Genomic DNA, 14,052 nt, shown 5'->3' with positions numbered 1-14,052 from the left:
CAGGATCGGCGCGTGGCCATCGACGCCCCGACCGGCAGGGGGCCGACGCGCGACGTCGGAGCCGGAGACCTCGATCCGGCGCTGCCCGGACTCGGTCCGGAGCCGACGCGCGAGGCGTACGCGAGCTGGTCCCGTCGCGTCGTCGCATCGCTGCTCGACACCGCGATCGTCGCGACGGTGCTGTTCCTCGCGGTCGGGCCCGCCTACGACGTGGCCTGGCTCCCGGGGATCAGATTCGGCGTGGCCGCGGACACGATGGTCCCCGGCGGGACATGGTGGGCTCTCGGCGCCTCGGCCGCGCTCTTCGCCCTCCAGGGGTGGACGGGAGCGACCCCGGGCAAGCGGACCGTGGGCATCGTCGTCGTGCACGACGCCACCGGACGGCCCGCCGGCGTGATCCGCACCGTCCTGCGACAGCCGGCCCACATCCTCGACGCGATCCTGTACATCGGCTTCCTCCGCCCGCTGTGGCACGCGCAGCGTCGGACGTTCGCCGACTCGCTGTGCAGCACGGTCGTGCTGCGGCAGGTCCGCCCGCCCGTGCCGTTCCTCGGCCCTGGCACCGGGCTCGGGGGCCCGATGCCGTCGCGCACCGTCACGGGTGCCGCGGCGGTCCTGTCCGTGGGGAGCGCGGTGTTCATCCTCGGTCCCTCGACGTCCGCCACGGGGGACTCGTGGACGTCGACCTGCACGCCGACCGTGGTGGACACGTCCCCGCTGACGGTCGGCGACGTGCAGGTCGTCAACTGGTCGATACCCGCCACGGAGTCCCGGTGGGGCGTGACCCGGACGGCCCCCGCGGCGGTCGGCGTCGGCACTCCGGACGGTACCGAGAACGGCACCGAGACCGGCTTCGACGCGTCGTTCGCGGCAGACCTGGACCTGGACGCCACGCTCGACGAGCCTCTCGACGCTGCGCTCGTCCTGCGCCTCGAGTCGTGGCAGGGCGACGACCTCGGCACGTTCGAATCGCCGTTCCGGGTCGAGCAGCTCCCCGACGGCAGCACCGAGTGGGAGGTCGTCGCGCCGACGCCCGACGGCTCGGGTCTCGACGCGGTCCACGTCCCGGCCGCGACGGTCACCGCGCTCCCGACGGCGTGGCGCTGGGAGGCCTCGGTCGTCGTCGAGGGCGATACCGTCGCGACGTGCGGAGGCCGCGGCCCGTCCTGAGCAGCGCCTCGACCGGCCGAGCACGGCCCTCCTCGCCCACGAGAACGTGATTGCTGTCGCCATGGGCCGGAGAACGACAGCAACCACGTGTTCGGCGGGGCGGGTGATCCCGTCCCATGGGACGGAGGTTCGGCTGCAACACGACCGAAACGCCTCGGACGACCGGGGGAAACGTCGCCGTCGCACGATGGGGGTGCGCCGGGCCACGAGCCCGGCGCACCAGCATCCGTCCCGATCCGCGACCGCCCGTGCGGCCGCGTACGAGGAGGCCACCGTGCCGGACAACCGCCCGCTCTTCTCCGCCCCGTCGACCACGACCTCCGCCGCGCCGTCCACGACGGCGGCCGCGCGCCGCCCGGCCGACCACGGCGCGACCCTGGACCTCGGCTCCCGTGACGAGCCGCGGCGTCGGGCGAACCCCGGCGACGAGCTCACCGTGGACCCGGCCGACCGTCGCCGCCGCGCCCGCGCGGCGCTGCTGGACCTGCGTCGGGACGTCATCCGCCGCAGCGCCACCGGGTGGTGAGTCGCGCGTCGTCGCGGTGAGGCGCTCGCGGGTTGTCCGCACAACCCCCGCGCGACGACGTGTGCCGTTCACCAGGTCGTCCTCGCCGCGCCTCCGGTGCGTCGACGCCGTCGGGAACGCTCAGGCGGTCACCCGACGAAAGGACGACCATGCGACCACGCAACGGAGCTGCGATCGCGATCGCGAGCTGTCTCGCGGCGATGCTCCTGCCGACGCTCCCGGCCACGGCCGGGACGGAACCCGACCCCGCGCAGGGCACGGAGGAGGCCGGGGTCACGGTCCTCGCCCGCGAGGACTTCGACTCCCTGGCCCCCTCTCTGCGCCCGCGCGTCGACGAGACGCACGTGCCGGCCGGCCTGCTCGGCTGGACACCCGACGCCCCGACGGGATGGACCGTCACGAACGACCCGTCCATGGCCGGCAAGGGCAAGGCCGAGTGGCGCGGCTGGACCTTCGCCACCCCGGAGTTCTGGGCGGCGGCGCAGACCGGGCAGGGCCGTGAGCAGTTCACCAAGGCCTCCGGCGTGCTCGCCGTCGCGGACGACGACGAGTGGGACGACGGCAACTCGCCTGGCGAGCAGCTCTTCGCCAGCACGCTCACGTCCCCGGGCATCGCCGTGACCGGGGGCTCGACCGTGCACGTGAGCTTCGACTCGAGCTACCGCCAGACGGGGCCGCAGGTCGCCGCGCTCGAGGTGTCGTTCGACGGCGCCGCCCCGCAGCGCCTGTTCGAGTACTCGACGGCCGTGCTCGGCGACCAGGTGTACCTGCAGGACCGCACGCTCACCCAGCCGGTCGCGGTCCCCGCCCGCGCGACGACCATGCGGCTCTCGTGGGTCGTGGAGAAGGCGACCAACGACTGGTACTGGGCCGTCGACGACGTCGCCGTCACCGACACCCCGCCGCCGGGCGCCGAGTCGCCCCTGCCGCCGCCCCCGCTCGGCCCGGCGGACGTCCCGGACGGGATCAGCGACCGCAAGGTCCTGTTCATCGACTTCGACGGCGTCCGGCTCGACAAGCTGCGCGAGTACGACACCCCGAACCTCGACGCGCTCGCCGCGCGCGGCCAGCTCGGCGTGTCCTACCTGCAGGACAACCTGCTGGGGCCGACGGTCTCCGGCCACGGCCACGCGAACCTGCTCACCGGCGTCTGGGTGGACAAGCACCGCTCGCCGGACAACAACTTCACCGACCCGAACTTCGACGAGTACCCCGACGTCCTCACCCGCCTGGAACAGGTGGACCCCGGGTTCTCCACGTTCTCGACCGCCGACTGGGTCCCGGTCAACCAGCACCTCATCCAGTCCGCGGACGTGGAGATCACGCAGCGCGGCCTCTCCGCGGCGGCGACGGACCAGCAGAGCGTGGACGACGCCGTCGAGGTGCTCTCGACGCGCGACCCCGACGCGATGGTCGTCTACCTCCACGACGGCGACGCGACCGGGCACGCGTACACGGCCGAGTCGCCGCAGTACAGGACGACGATCGAGCGGCTCGACCGGCAGGTCGGCGAGCTCGTCGCGGCCGTCGAGGCGCGCGAGACGTACGCCGCGGAGGACTGGCTGGTCGTCGCCTCCACCGACCACGGCTTCACCGGCTACGGGCACGGCGGCGACCAGCACCTCACGCGCAAGATCTGGATCCTCGCCGCGGGAGGGGACGTCCCGGTCACGGGCACCGCGCCGCGCGAGTGGCGCCAGGTCGACGTCGTGCCGACGATCCTGCGCCACCTCGGCGTGGCGATCGACCCGGCCTGGGGGCTCGACGGCGTCCCGATCGGCACGCCGTCGACCGACCCGTTCGACGCCGTCGCACCGTCCTTCCAGGGCGTCGTGGACGAGCCGGCCAAGCCGCAGGACACCGCCGGCTGGACCAAGGAGACCCCCGCCGGCTGGACGATCGACGAGCGCACCGAGGGCGGCGTGACCGAGTACCGCGGGTGGTCGTTCATGACCGGCGAGTTCTGGACCACGAGCGAGGAGGGACAGGGCCGCGGCTCGTTCGTCCGCGGCCGGGACGTGATCGCCGTGGCCGACCCCGACGAGTGGAACGACAAGGGAGACCCCGTGGGCGCGGGGAAGCGGTTCGACTCCACGCTCTGGTCGCCGTGGCAGGACGTCGCCGCCGGCGGCGCGGTGGACCTCACGTTCACGCACCACTACCGCCAGGTCGCCACGGGCGAGCCGCAGCGCGCCGACGTCGTCGCCGAGTACGACGACGGCACGCAGCAGGTGCTGTGGAGCCGGGACGCCGCCCAGGGCGCCGCGCTCGAGACCAGCCAGGAGGTCGCGCTCTCGACGACGGCCCCCGCGTCGGGCGCGCGGCAGGTGCGGATCGGCTGGCGCCTGCACGACGGCGGGAACAACGGCTACTGGGCCGTCGACGCGCCCGAGGTCCGGGCCGACGCTCCCGAGGGCCCCGCGGTCGACCTCGCCGTCCAGGCGGCGCCGCGCTGCCTCGCGGGCAAGGTCTACGTCGCCGTACGGGCGGTGAACGCGGGCGACGTCCCGGTGGACGTCACGCTGGCCACCCCGTTCGGCACCCGACGCGTCGAGGACGTCGCGCCGGGCGCGAGCGCGTACCAGTCGTTCGCGAGCCGCACGACGGCGGTCCCGGCCGGCGAGGCCGTCGTCTCCGGCACCGTCACGGCAGCCCGGGACGGTGCCGGTGACACGGAGAGCAGGGATGTGGTCGCCGACTACGCGGCGACCACCTGCTGACCGGCGGGTCCCCGCCGCGCGGGGCGGGAGCGGTGCCGGACACCCGCTCCCGCCCCACGCGCGGCGCTACCCGCAGGTGTGGGCCGGGTAGTCCACCGCGACGGCCCGGCCCGCCGCCGAGACGGTCGCCTCACCGGCGACGAGGTCGGCCGTGCGGGCGGCGAACGACTGGTAGGCGCTCGCGCCCGGCTCCACCCCCGCGACGGCGCGCGTCCCGAAGTCCGTCGCGAGCTCGACGTCGAGCACGTCGTCCGAGACGTTCTCGGCCCGGACGGCGACGTACACCTTGCCGGCGAGGCAACGGGGCTGCACCGTGACCTCGACCGCCGGCTCGACGTCCTCGACCGCGTCGAGGAAGACGCCCCCGAGCACGGCGTTGGGTCCGCTCACCCGGTCCGCCACGACGCGGACCGGTCCCTCGACGCGGTACGTCAGCCAGGCGCCCTGCCCCGCGTCGGAGACGGTGTACGCCGGGTAGAGGACCGCACCGGCCGGGTCCTGGACGCGCACCGCCTGGGTGCGTGACCCGTCATGGCTGTAGACGTAGACCGAGAGGTCGTAGACCTGACCCTCCGGCAGGCCGACGTCGACCGCGGCGCTGGACCCGAACCAGGTCGACGCCCGACGCGCGGCCCCGTCCGGGGGAAGCTGCAGCGCCCCACCGCTCGTCGCGGTCTGCTGCCACGTGTACGCCGTGGTCCCGGAGACCGGGGCGACCGTCACCCCCTCAGGAAGGTTCTCGTCGACCCCCGGGATCGACCATCCGGCGTCGCCGTAGGAACCGATCCAGTCGCCGCGCGTCGTCAGGTCCACCCGGGGCGCACCCTCCGGCGGGACGCCGACGCCCGCGCCGACGGCCTCGAACACGTCGAGCGTCATCGACCAGTTCACCCCGGCGTCGGAGCGGAACACCAGGTAGACGTCATGCGTGCCCGCGGGAGCCGTGACCGGTGCCGGGGCGGTCTCGGCGAACGTGAACCACCCGCCCGTGCTGTCGACCTTGGTCTGCGACACGAGCTCGCCGTCCGGCGCGCCGATCCGCATCTCGATCGTGCCGCCGCCCTCCGGGCCGGCCGACACGCGGTAGCGCACCGCGTCGATGCCCTGGAAGTTCATGTCGTCGTAGCGCACCCAGTCGCCGTCCTGGATCGCCCCCACGTACTGACCGTTCTCCGCGGCGGCGTTGTTCTCCACGGCGACGCCGTCCTGGGCGTCGTAGTAGTGCGCCTGGAACCGCTTGGCGCGGTAGACGTGGGTGTCGCTCGAGGTGATCGGCTGGGCGCCGTCGACCCCGCCCTTGTCCGTGTAGCGGGCGTCGATCACCCAGAACGCGTCGGCCTCGGCGTGCCCCTCGTCGAGCAGGGTGGTCGCCTCGCCCTCGCACGCGTGCACGGGCGAGGTCGGGTGGGCGTGGTCGTCGTGCCCGAGCGCCGGCTGCACCGACAGGTCGGCGCAGTCGATCGCGCCGTCCTCGGGGTCGGAGACCTCGACCGACCACGGGATGACGTCGTTCCACCCGAAGAACGCCCCGTTCGGCGGCGAGGTGATCTCGACCGTCGGCGCGGTGTTGCCGACCACCACGGACACGGTCGCCGTGCCCGTCTTCGCGTGCTCGGTGTCCTCGGTCACGGTCAGGCGCGCCTCGTAGTTGCCGTTCGCCGTGTACGTGTGGGTCGGGTTCGGCTCCGTCGAGGTCTCGCCGTCGCCGAACTCCCACACGAAGGAGATCTCGTCCCCGTCCCCGTCGACGCTGCCGTCGCTCGAGAACGCGACCTCGAGCGGGGCCGTGCCGGACGTGACGTCCGCCGTCGCGACCGCCGTCGGCGCCTTGCCCGTGTCGGAGTAGTCGATGCGGTAGAGCCCCGAGTTCGGGTTGTCGCGCCCGAAGCCCCCGCCCCACTCGAGCAGGTAGAGCGCACCGTCGGGACCGAACTGGAGGTCGAGCGGCGCGAGGTAGGTGTTGTTGGTGAGGATCGGGTTGATCGCCAGCAGCTCACCGTCCGCGTCGAGGGGGAGCTCCGCGACGAAGTTGCGCGCCCACTCGAAGAAGAGCGGCGTGCCGTCGAAGTACTCGGGCCACTTGCGGTCCGACTCGAGGTCCGGGTCGTAGTGGTACGCGGGGCCCGCCATCGGGGCGCCGCCACCAGAGCCGAGCTGAGGGAACTCCGGCGACGCGCCGTAGGAGTAGTACACGTCGGGCGAGACCGACGCGGGCAGCTCGGTCAGTCCCGTGTTGTTGGGCGAGTCGTTCACCGGGTTCGCGCAGTCGAACGTCGGCCCCGACGTGCTCGTTGCGAAGTCGAAGTCGTTGTACGCGAGGTCGTTCGCGTGGCAGTAGGGCCAGCCGTAGTTGCCCGGCGCGTCGATGACCTGCCACTCGACGTAGCCCGCCGGCCCGCGGTTCGGGTTCGGGCTGCCCGCGTCCGGGCCGTAGTCGGCGAGGAAGACCGTGCCGTCGGGCTCGACGCTGAAGCGGAACGGGTTGCGGAAGCCCATCGCGTAGATCTCGGGTCGGGTCTTGTCGGCGCCGTCCTCCGCCTCCGGGAACATGTTGCCCTCGGGGACGGAGTACGTGCCGTCGGGCTCCGGGGTGATGCGCAGGAGCTTGCCGCGCAGGTCGTTGGTGTTGGCCGACGTGCCCTGCGCGTCGAAGTGCTGGCGACCGGGTCGCTCGTCGATCGGGGTGTACCCCGACGACTGGAACGGGTTGACGTCGTCGCCGACGGAGAGCCAGAGGTTGCCCTCGGCGTCGAAGCGCAGCGTCCCACCGGTGTGGCCGATGTCGTTCGGGTCGGCCGCGCGGGTCGCGGGGACCTCGAGCATGACCTTCTCGGTCGAGAGGTCCATCGAGTTGCCGTCCATGGTGAACCGGGAGAGCCGGTTGAAGCCGTCCGGTGCCGGGGTGTCAGCCGGCGAGTAGTAGACGTAGACCCACTGGTTCGTGGCGAACTCGGGGTCGAGCGCCAGGCCGAGGAGTCCGTTCTCGCCCCCGCCGTAGACCGGGAGGGTCGCTGCCGTCACGGTCGAGCGCTGCTCGGGGTCGTAGACGCGCACCTGCCCGCGCACGAGCTCCGTGAAGAACACCCGGCCGTCGTCGGCGATCGCGATGCCCCACGGGGCCGACGTGTTCGTGTCGAGCGCGACCTTGTCGTAGTTGCTCCAGTCGGTCGCGCTGCAGTCGCCCTCCGCCACACCGGCCGCGTAGCGCGCACCGCCCAGCGCGTGGGCGCGCACCGCGGGCTCCGCGTACGCGGACTTCGCGTGCCCGATCGACGTGATCCACGTGCGACCGCCCTCGTAGGCGGAGCACCACGTGACCGGGTGGTCCGTCATCCGGCCGGGCGTCGAGGCCGGGACCGAGGTCGGGTCGAGCTGGGCGAGGACGTGCTTGTCGCCGCGTACCGACCTGGTGAACCCGTACCACTCCTCGTCCCGCTGCAGGCGGTCCGGGAGCTCGGCCGTCGAGGGGTGCTCGTGGTCCACGACCGTGAGCTCGCCCGGCGTGCCCGCGGCGGAGTGCGCGGTGAACTCCGTACCGATGAGGTTGCGGTAGAACGCGTTGCCCTGCTCCATGTCGAGCGGGTTGTGCATCGCGACGACGCCTCCGCCGCCCCGGACGTAGCGCTCGAACGCGCCCTCCTCCGCCGTGTTCCAGACGTCGCCCGACGCGTTGGCGAGCACGACGACGTCGAAGTCGGCCAGACCCTCGTCGGTGAACGCCGAGGAGTCCGTCGCCTGGACCGCCTCGAAGCCGTGCGCCGCGGCGAGCTCGTCCCACATCGCTCGCGCCTCGGGCACCGAGTCGTGGACGAACCCCGCGGTCTCGGAGAAGATCAGCGCCCGGAACTCGGGCCCCTCCGCGTGCTCGTGGCCGGGGTGGGCCTGGGCGGTGAGCCCCGCCCCCGCGACCAGCCCCGTGGTGATGGCGAGACCGGCGACGGCCGCCACGCCTCTTCTTCGCATCCTCATGCCTGCTCCTTCGTGTCGCACCGTTGCGTGTGAGTCAGGGGGCCCGTCGATCAGGTGGCAACTTTCGTCTGCCTGTCGTCAGAACCTGCCGAGGATGCTACTGTCGGCGACGACACATCGCAATACTGGTCAGTATGGTGATCTCGTCAGAAGGCTGGCACGACAACACACACGCGGAATCACGCCCCCGACCCGTTGGTACGGCCCGGGGCGCTGGAACAAGGGAGTTCTTCCATGGCAGAGATCGGGATCGGCTTTCACACCGATGCCTTCAACTCCACGCACAAGTCCTTCGAGGAGGCCCTCGCCTGGGCGCAGGAGAACGACGTGCACTACATCGAGCCGGGAGTGATCGAGGGGGCGTGCTGGATCCACGGCCTCGGGTACTTCCCGCACGTCTCCCTGCTCGAGGACCCCGCGCTCCTGCGGCGGAAGATGGAGACGTACGGCGTCCAGTTCTCGCAGATCGACGCGGCCTACCCGCTCTCCGGACGCGACGGCATGAGCGTCGGCGTCCCCTACGTGCAGAAGGCCATCGCCTGGGCCGCCCTCGCCGGGTCGCCCCGCGTGGCGACGACCGACGGCCTGCACAAGCCGGAGGGACTGGAGGACCGCGAGGCGCTGGACCTCATGAAGCGCAGCTACCAGGAGATCGTGCGGGTCGCGGAGGCGCACGAGGTGGTGGTGAACATCGAGGTGCACGGCTACTTCACGACCCGCCCCGACTGGCTCGAGGAGATGCTCGACTACTGCGGGGACACGCCGTGGCTCCGCCTGAACCTCGACACCGGCAACACGTTCATCGCGGGCAACGACCCGGTCGAGTTCGCCACGCGCTTCCTCGACAAGATCGACCACGTCCACGTCAAGGACGTGTCGCCCTCGCTGGCCGAGTCGGTCCGCGGAGGGGCCACCGGGATCGCCCTGAGCCACGTCGCCGCGGGCGACGGCGTCAACGCCGAGAACATCAGCGCGATCCTGCGGTTGCTGAGCGACCGTGCGTTCGACGGCGTGCTGAGCATCGAGTGCGAGGGGCAGGGCGGCCCCATGCTCGCCGACTCGCTGGCGTGGCTGCGGAAGGAGGTGGCCGCCGCGGGGTTCACCGAGCGCACGCCGCTGCTGCCCCGCGCCGCGTGAGGCCGCTCCGGGCGCCGGCTCGCCCTCCGCGCCACGCACTGCTCCGTACCGCGGAGTACGGGCCGGCGCGGTAGCCTGGGGTCGTGACCGAGACGACCACCGCTACGGCCGCACGGAGCGACGAGCTCGCCCTCGCGGCGTTCCGCCTGTTCTCGACGCGCGGGATCGTCGGCGTGAACATGGACGCGATCGCTGCGGAGGCGGGTGTCACCAAGGGCAGCCTCTACTGGCACTACTCCTCCAAGAAGGAGGTCGTCCTCGCCGCGTGCGCCGTCTACTACCGGCGGTGGCGCGACAACATGGCGAGTGCCACGGAGGGTGCGCCGAGCAGGCTCGCGGCCGTCGAGGCCGCCGTCGCCTATTCGGTCCGGGACTGCCTCCTGGACGACGAGAACCGGGTGTTCACCACGGAGATCGTCGCGCAGGCCCTCTACGACACCGACGTCCGCGCGAGCTGGGCAGGGTTCCTCGACGAGGCCGAGCGGTACTTCCTCGGTCTGGTGCACCGCGCCGTCGGTGCCGGTGAGATCGACCTCGACGACGTCGACGGGGCCGTCGAGCTGATGTTCTCCGCCATGGAGGGCATCAAGCAGACCGCGCTGTTCCGCCCGCTGTCCGGCACGAGCGAGAGCGAGACGCGCATCCGTCGGCAGCTCATGTCGCTCCTCGGTCGCTGACCCCGCGCCCCGCAGCACCTCCTCTCGCCCCACCCGCGCCCCCGCGCACACCCTGCCGCTCCGCTCCCGCGGACGCACCGCTGACCCCGCCCGGACCGATCGGGCCGCGGGTCTCCTCGTCGCGCGGTCCTCCGGCCGCGCGCCCCACCCGCCTCCGGCGGGACGACGACGTCTCACCTAGGAGAACCACCTCATGAAGAACCCCCGACTCCTCACCACCGGAGCAGCGTTCAGCGCGCTCCTCCTCCTCGCCGCGTGCACCACCGACTCGCCGACGGCCGGATCCGAGACCGACCCGGCGCCGTCGGAGAGCACGGACACCGGCGGTGCCGGCTCCGAGTGGTTCGTCCAGGCGGACTACGACCGTCAGCTCGCCCAGCGCGAGGTCGTGCCCGAGGGCCCGGCGGACCAGCCGTGGCTGCAGGCGATCGAGCCCGAGTACGTGGACACGGCCGAGTACGCGAACGCGGAGGGCGGCAACACGCTGTGCTTCTCGAACGCGTCGGTGTCCAACCCGTGGCGCGTGACGGGCTGGATCACGATGCAGCAGCAGGTCGACGTGCTGAAGTCCGAGGGCGTCATCGGCGAGTTCCGCGTCTCGGACGCGGCGGACGACGACAACAAGCAGATCTCCGACATCCAGGCCTTCGTCAACGCCGGCGACTGCGACGCGATCGTCATCTCCCCGTCCACGACGGCGACCCTGACGCCCGCGGTCGAGGCCGCGTGCGAGTCGGGCACGCCCGTCATCGTGTTCGACCGCGGCGTGAACACCGACTGCATGGTCACCTTCATCCACCCGATCGGGGGCTACGCCTACGGTGCGGCGGGCGCGGACTTCCTCGTCGAGAACCTCGAGCCCGGGTCCACCGTCCTCGGTCTCCGCGTGGCACCAGGCGTGGACGTGCTGGAGAACCGCTGGGCCGCGGCCGACAAGATCTTCTCGGAGTCCGAGCTCGAGGTCGTGGGCACGGAGTTCACCGGTGGTGACGGCGCGAAGATCAAGGACATCGTCACGCAGTACCTGCAGCGCGGGGACGTGGACGGCATCTGGATGGACGCGGGCGACGGTGCCGTCGCGGCGGTCGAGGCGTTCGAGGACGCCGGCAAGCCCTACCCCGTCATGGTCGGCGAGGACGAGATGAGCTTCCTGCGCACCTGGAAGGACTCCGACCTCACCGCGATCGCCCCGGTGTACTCGAACTTCCAGTGGCGCACCCCGATCCTCGCGGCGCAGATGATCTGGGCCGGCGAGCAGGTGCCCTCGGAGTGGGTCCTGCCGCAGTCGCCGATCGAGGCCGAGGAGCTGGACGCGTACCTCGAGGCGAACAAGGACATGCCGTCGCTGCACTACGCGAAGTTCGGCGGCGAGGACCTGCCGGGCTTCCCGGAGGCATGGACCGACCGCTGACCCGTCGTCCGCCGACCGGTCGCTGACGGAGCGGCGTCGGGTCCTGGGGAACCGGGGCCCGACGCCGCGCGCAGCGTCGCCGCGACCGACGACCAGCCACCGCGCGACCGGACCAGGACGAGGTCGGCCCGCGCCCCGGGGACGAGCGCACCGCGGTCGGTGAGACCGGCCGCGCGCGCGGGGCCGGAGGTGACGAGCGCGACCGCCGACGGGAGCGAGGCCAGCCCCTCGCGCACGAGCACGTCGACGGCGGCGAGCATCGCGGACGGCACGTAGTCGGACGCGAGCGCGTCGACCAGCCCGAGCGCGACGAGCTCGCGCGCCGAGACGTTCGCCGCGTGCGACCCGCCGCGCACCGCGTTCGGGGCTCCGGCGACCACCACGAGCCCGGCGGCCCGCGCCGCGCGCGCCGCCTCGACCGTCGTCGGGAACTCCGCGACCGCGCCGCCCCGCGCGACGAGGGCCTCGACGTCGGCCGTCGTCTCCGGGTCGTGCCCGGCGAGCCGCACCCGCCCGGCCCGGGCGAGACCACCGAGCCAGTCCAGCGTCGCCGCCCCGACGTCGGCGCGCGCCTCGCGGTCCGTGCGCCACCGCGCCACGTGGTCGTGCGCGGCGTCCGCCGACATGCCGGCGCGCTCGACGAGCCACCGCTCCATCGTCGCCGGCCGCGCGTACTGCCCGATGCCGGGGGTGTGGTCCTCGTGCGAGACGAGCGGCACCGCGCCCGCCCCGTCGCGCTCCGGCCCGGACGCCGCCTCGTCGAGGACCGCGCGCAGCTCGTCCACCGCGGCCGGGCACCGCACGTCGAGCCGGTGCAGCGCGCGGGCGCCGTCGACGCGGGCCGCGTCGTCCGCGAGCGCCGCGAGCATCTCGCGCGGCTCCGGCTCGCCCGCGGGCAGCCCGACGGGCGTCCGCTCCCCGTAGGCGACCCCGTGGAAGGCGGTGAGGACGCCCCCGGCGGCGAGCCGCGCGGTCGCGGTGCGCACCGCGAGCGGGACGGGCAGCCGGGCGCCCGGCCGGGGGCGCACCTCGTGGCCGAGGACGTCGGTGTGCACGTCGACGAGGCCGGGCAGGAGCAGGGCGCCGCCGCCGTGGAGGTCGGGGCGTGCGCCGCGCGGGGCGGGGCCGACCTCGACGACGCGGCCGGAGCGCACGACGACGCGCGCGTCGTCGACGACGGCGTCCGGGAGGACGGCGGTCACGCCGCCGAGGACGTAGTCGGCCGGGGCGTCGACGAGGTCGCGGGCACCGTGCCCGGGGTTCCGGGCGGGGAGCACCCCGCTGCCGGGGACGCTGGTGGTCGGGGACATGGGCGCATGTTGTCCGGACGACCTGGCGAGACGGTGAACGACAGTTCACCGGCGGTTCACCCGCGCAGGGCCGTCGGTTCGTCCGCGCCTCCCAGACTCCAGTCGGCGCCGGCCCCGGTGCCGCCTCGGACGTCACACCCCCGGAGTCGACATGAAGACCACCACCACCTCCTTCGCCGCCGTGGCCCTGGCGGGCGTCGCGGCGCTCGCCCTGTCCGCGTGCGGCGGGTCGAGCGAGGCCGCCGACGCGTCCGCGACCGGCACCACCGAGAGCGGCTTCCCGAAGGTCCTGCGCCTCGGCGCCATCCCGGCGGAGAACTCGACCGACCTCGCCGCCGGGTACGAGCCGATCATCGCGATGCTGGAGGCGGAGACGGGCGCGACGGTCGAGGTGAGCCAGGCGTCGGACTACGCGGGCGTCATCGAGGGCCTCATCGCGGACAAGGTCGACCTCGCGTTCCTCGGCTCGTTCGCGTACGTCATCGCGACGCACAACGACGCGGCGATCACGCCGCTCGGCGCGGTGATCGAGGAGAAGGGCGCCGAGCCCGGCTACTACTCGCTCGGCATCACGCAGGGCGACAACGCCGAGATCGACGGGCTCGAGGACTTCGCCGGCCGCAGCGTGTGCTTCGTCGACCCGGGCTCCACGTCCGGTTTCCTCTACCCGAGCTCGGGCCTCATCGACGCGGGCGTCATCACGTCGGGCACCGAGAAGGACCTCGCCGCGGGCGTGCAGCCGGTGTTCGCGGGCGGGCACGACGCGTCGGCGCTCGCCGTCGCCGCGGGCGACTGCGAGGCGGGCTTCGCGATGCAGTCGATGGTGGAGGACACGCTGCCCGCCGCGGGCGACCTCGCCGACGGCGACCTCAAGGAGGTCTGGCGGTCTCCCAAGATCTCGGGCTCGCTGTTCGTCGGCAACGACGCGCTCGGTGCGGAGAACATCGCCACGCTCACGACCCTCCTCACGGAGAAGGCCAACTCGGAGTACCTGCTCTCGCAGGGCTTCTGCGACGGCGAGTGCCTGCTGACGGACGAGGACGCGTGGGGCTTCGCGCCCGCGGAGGACGCGGACTACGACGGCACGCGCGAGGTCTGCACGCTCACGAAGTCGGACAAGTGCGAGGGCTGA

General features: G+C 73.0%; 9 protein-coding genes. 7 read left to right on the top strand and 2 right to left on the bottom strand.

Translation table 11 applies throughout. From position 1 onward, the window contains the following. The first annotated feature begins 12 nt into the window (after positions 1-12). From JOE63_RS02495 to JOE63_RS02485, 3 genes are all read left to right on the top strand, one after another. The gene (locus tag JOE63_RS02495; protein WP_204538867.1) at positions 13-1,170 is read left to right on the top strand and encodes an RDD family protein; all 1,158 of its coding nucleotides are present in this window, start codon (positions 13-15) and stop codon (positions 1,168-1,170) included. Between the two features lie 274 nt (positions 1,171-1,444). After that, entirely contained in the window at positions 1,445-1,696 is a 252-nt protein-coding gene (locus JOE63_RS02490; protein WP_204538864.1) for a hypothetical protein, read from the top strand. A gap of 149 nt (positions 1,697-1,845) precedes the next feature. Further along, a complete protein-coding gene (locus tag JOE63_RS02485; RefSeq protein WP_204538861.1) occupies positions 1,846-4,416 on the top strand; it encodes an alkaline phosphatase family protein in 2,571 nt (856 codons plus the stop codon). Between the two features lie 66 nt (positions 4,417-4,482). Here the strand turns inward: JOE63_RS02485 and JOE63_RS02480 are convergent, their stop codons facing one another. After that, the gene (locus JOE63_RS02480) at positions 4,483-8,364 is read right to left on the bottom strand and encodes a ThuA domain-containing protein (protein ID WP_204538858.1); all 3,882 of its coding nucleotides are present in this window, start codon (positions 8,362-8,364) and stop codon (positions 4,483-4,485) included. A gap of 255 nt (positions 8,365-8,619) precedes the next feature. On the opposite strand from JOE63_RS02480, the gene JOE63_RS02475 reads away from it, so the two are divergent. From JOE63_RS02475 to JOE63_RS02465, 3 genes are all read left to right on the top strand, one after another. Continuing rightward, on the top strand, positions 8,620-9,522 hold the full coding sequence (locus tag JOE63_RS02475) for a sugar phosphate isomerase/epimerase family protein (RefSeq protein WP_204538855.1): 903 nt from the start codon (positions 8,620-8,622) through the stop codon (positions 9,520-9,522). An 83-nt stretch (positions 9,523-9,605) separates the two neighbouring features. Next, entirely contained in the window at positions 9,606-10,199 is a 594-nt protein-coding gene (locus tag JOE63_RS02470; RefSeq protein ID WP_052877837.1) for a TetR/AcrR family transcriptional regulator, read from the top strand. A gap of 193 nt (positions 10,200-10,392) precedes the next feature. Then, positions 10,393-11,610, top strand: a complete 1,218-nt coding sequence (locus JOE63_RS02465; protein ID WP_204538852.1) for a substrate-binding domain-containing protein — start codon at positions 10,393-10,395, stop codon at positions 11,608-11,610. Here JOE63_RS02465 and JOE63_RS02460 read toward each other — a convergent pair. Further along, positions 11,550-12,920 carry an alpha-D-ribose 1-methylphosphonate 5-triphosphate diphosphatase gene (locus JOE63_RS02460; RefSeq protein WP_204538849.1) on the bottom strand — a complete coding sequence of 457 codons (1,371 nt, stop codon included), beginning with the start codon at positions 12,918-12,920 and terminating at the stop codon, positions 11,550-11,552. The genes JOE63_RS02465 and JOE63_RS02460 overlap by 61 nt on opposite strands. Before the next feature lie 151 nt (positions 12,921-13,071). On the opposite strand from JOE63_RS02460, the gene JOE63_RS02455 reads away from it, so the two are divergent. Next, a complete protein-coding gene (locus JOE63_RS02455; RefSeq protein WP_087470584.1) occupies positions 13,072-14,052 on the top strand; it encodes a phosphate/phosphite/phosphonate ABC transporter substrate-binding protein in 981 nt (326 codons plus the stop codon).

The organism is Cellulosimicrobium cellulans, from assembly GCF_016907755.1.
GTDB classification, from domain to species: Bacteria; Actinomycetota; Actinomycetes; order Actinomycetales; family Cellulomonadaceae; genus Cellulosimicrobium; species Cellulosimicrobium cellulans_D.
This window is presented reverse-complemented; position numbering and strand designations above follow the sequence as displayed.

What these genes read in the sequence shown, in the direction of transcription:
- JOE63_RS02485 (WP_204538861.1), top strand. Translation starts at nt 1,846, where the DNA reads ATGCGACCACGCAACGGAGCTGCGATCGCGATCGCGAGCTGTCTCGCG.
- JOE63_RS02475 (WP_204538855.1), top strand. Translation starts at nt 8,620, where the DNA reads ATGGCAGAGATCGGGATCGGCTTTCACACCGATGCCTTCAACTCCACG.
- JOE63_RS02465 (WP_204538852.1), top strand. Translation starts at nt 10,393, where the DNA reads ATGAAGAACCCCCGACTCCTCACCACCGGAGCAGCGTTCAGCGCGCTC.
- JOE63_RS02460 (WP_204538849.1), bottom strand. Translation starts at nt 12,920, where the DNA reads ATGTCCCCGACCACCAGCGTCCCCGGCAGCGGGGTGCTCCCCGCCCGG.
- JOE63_RS02455 (WP_087470584.1), top strand. Translation starts at nt 13,072, where the DNA reads ATGAAGACCACCACCACCTCCTTCGCCGCCGTGGCCCTGGCGGGCGTC.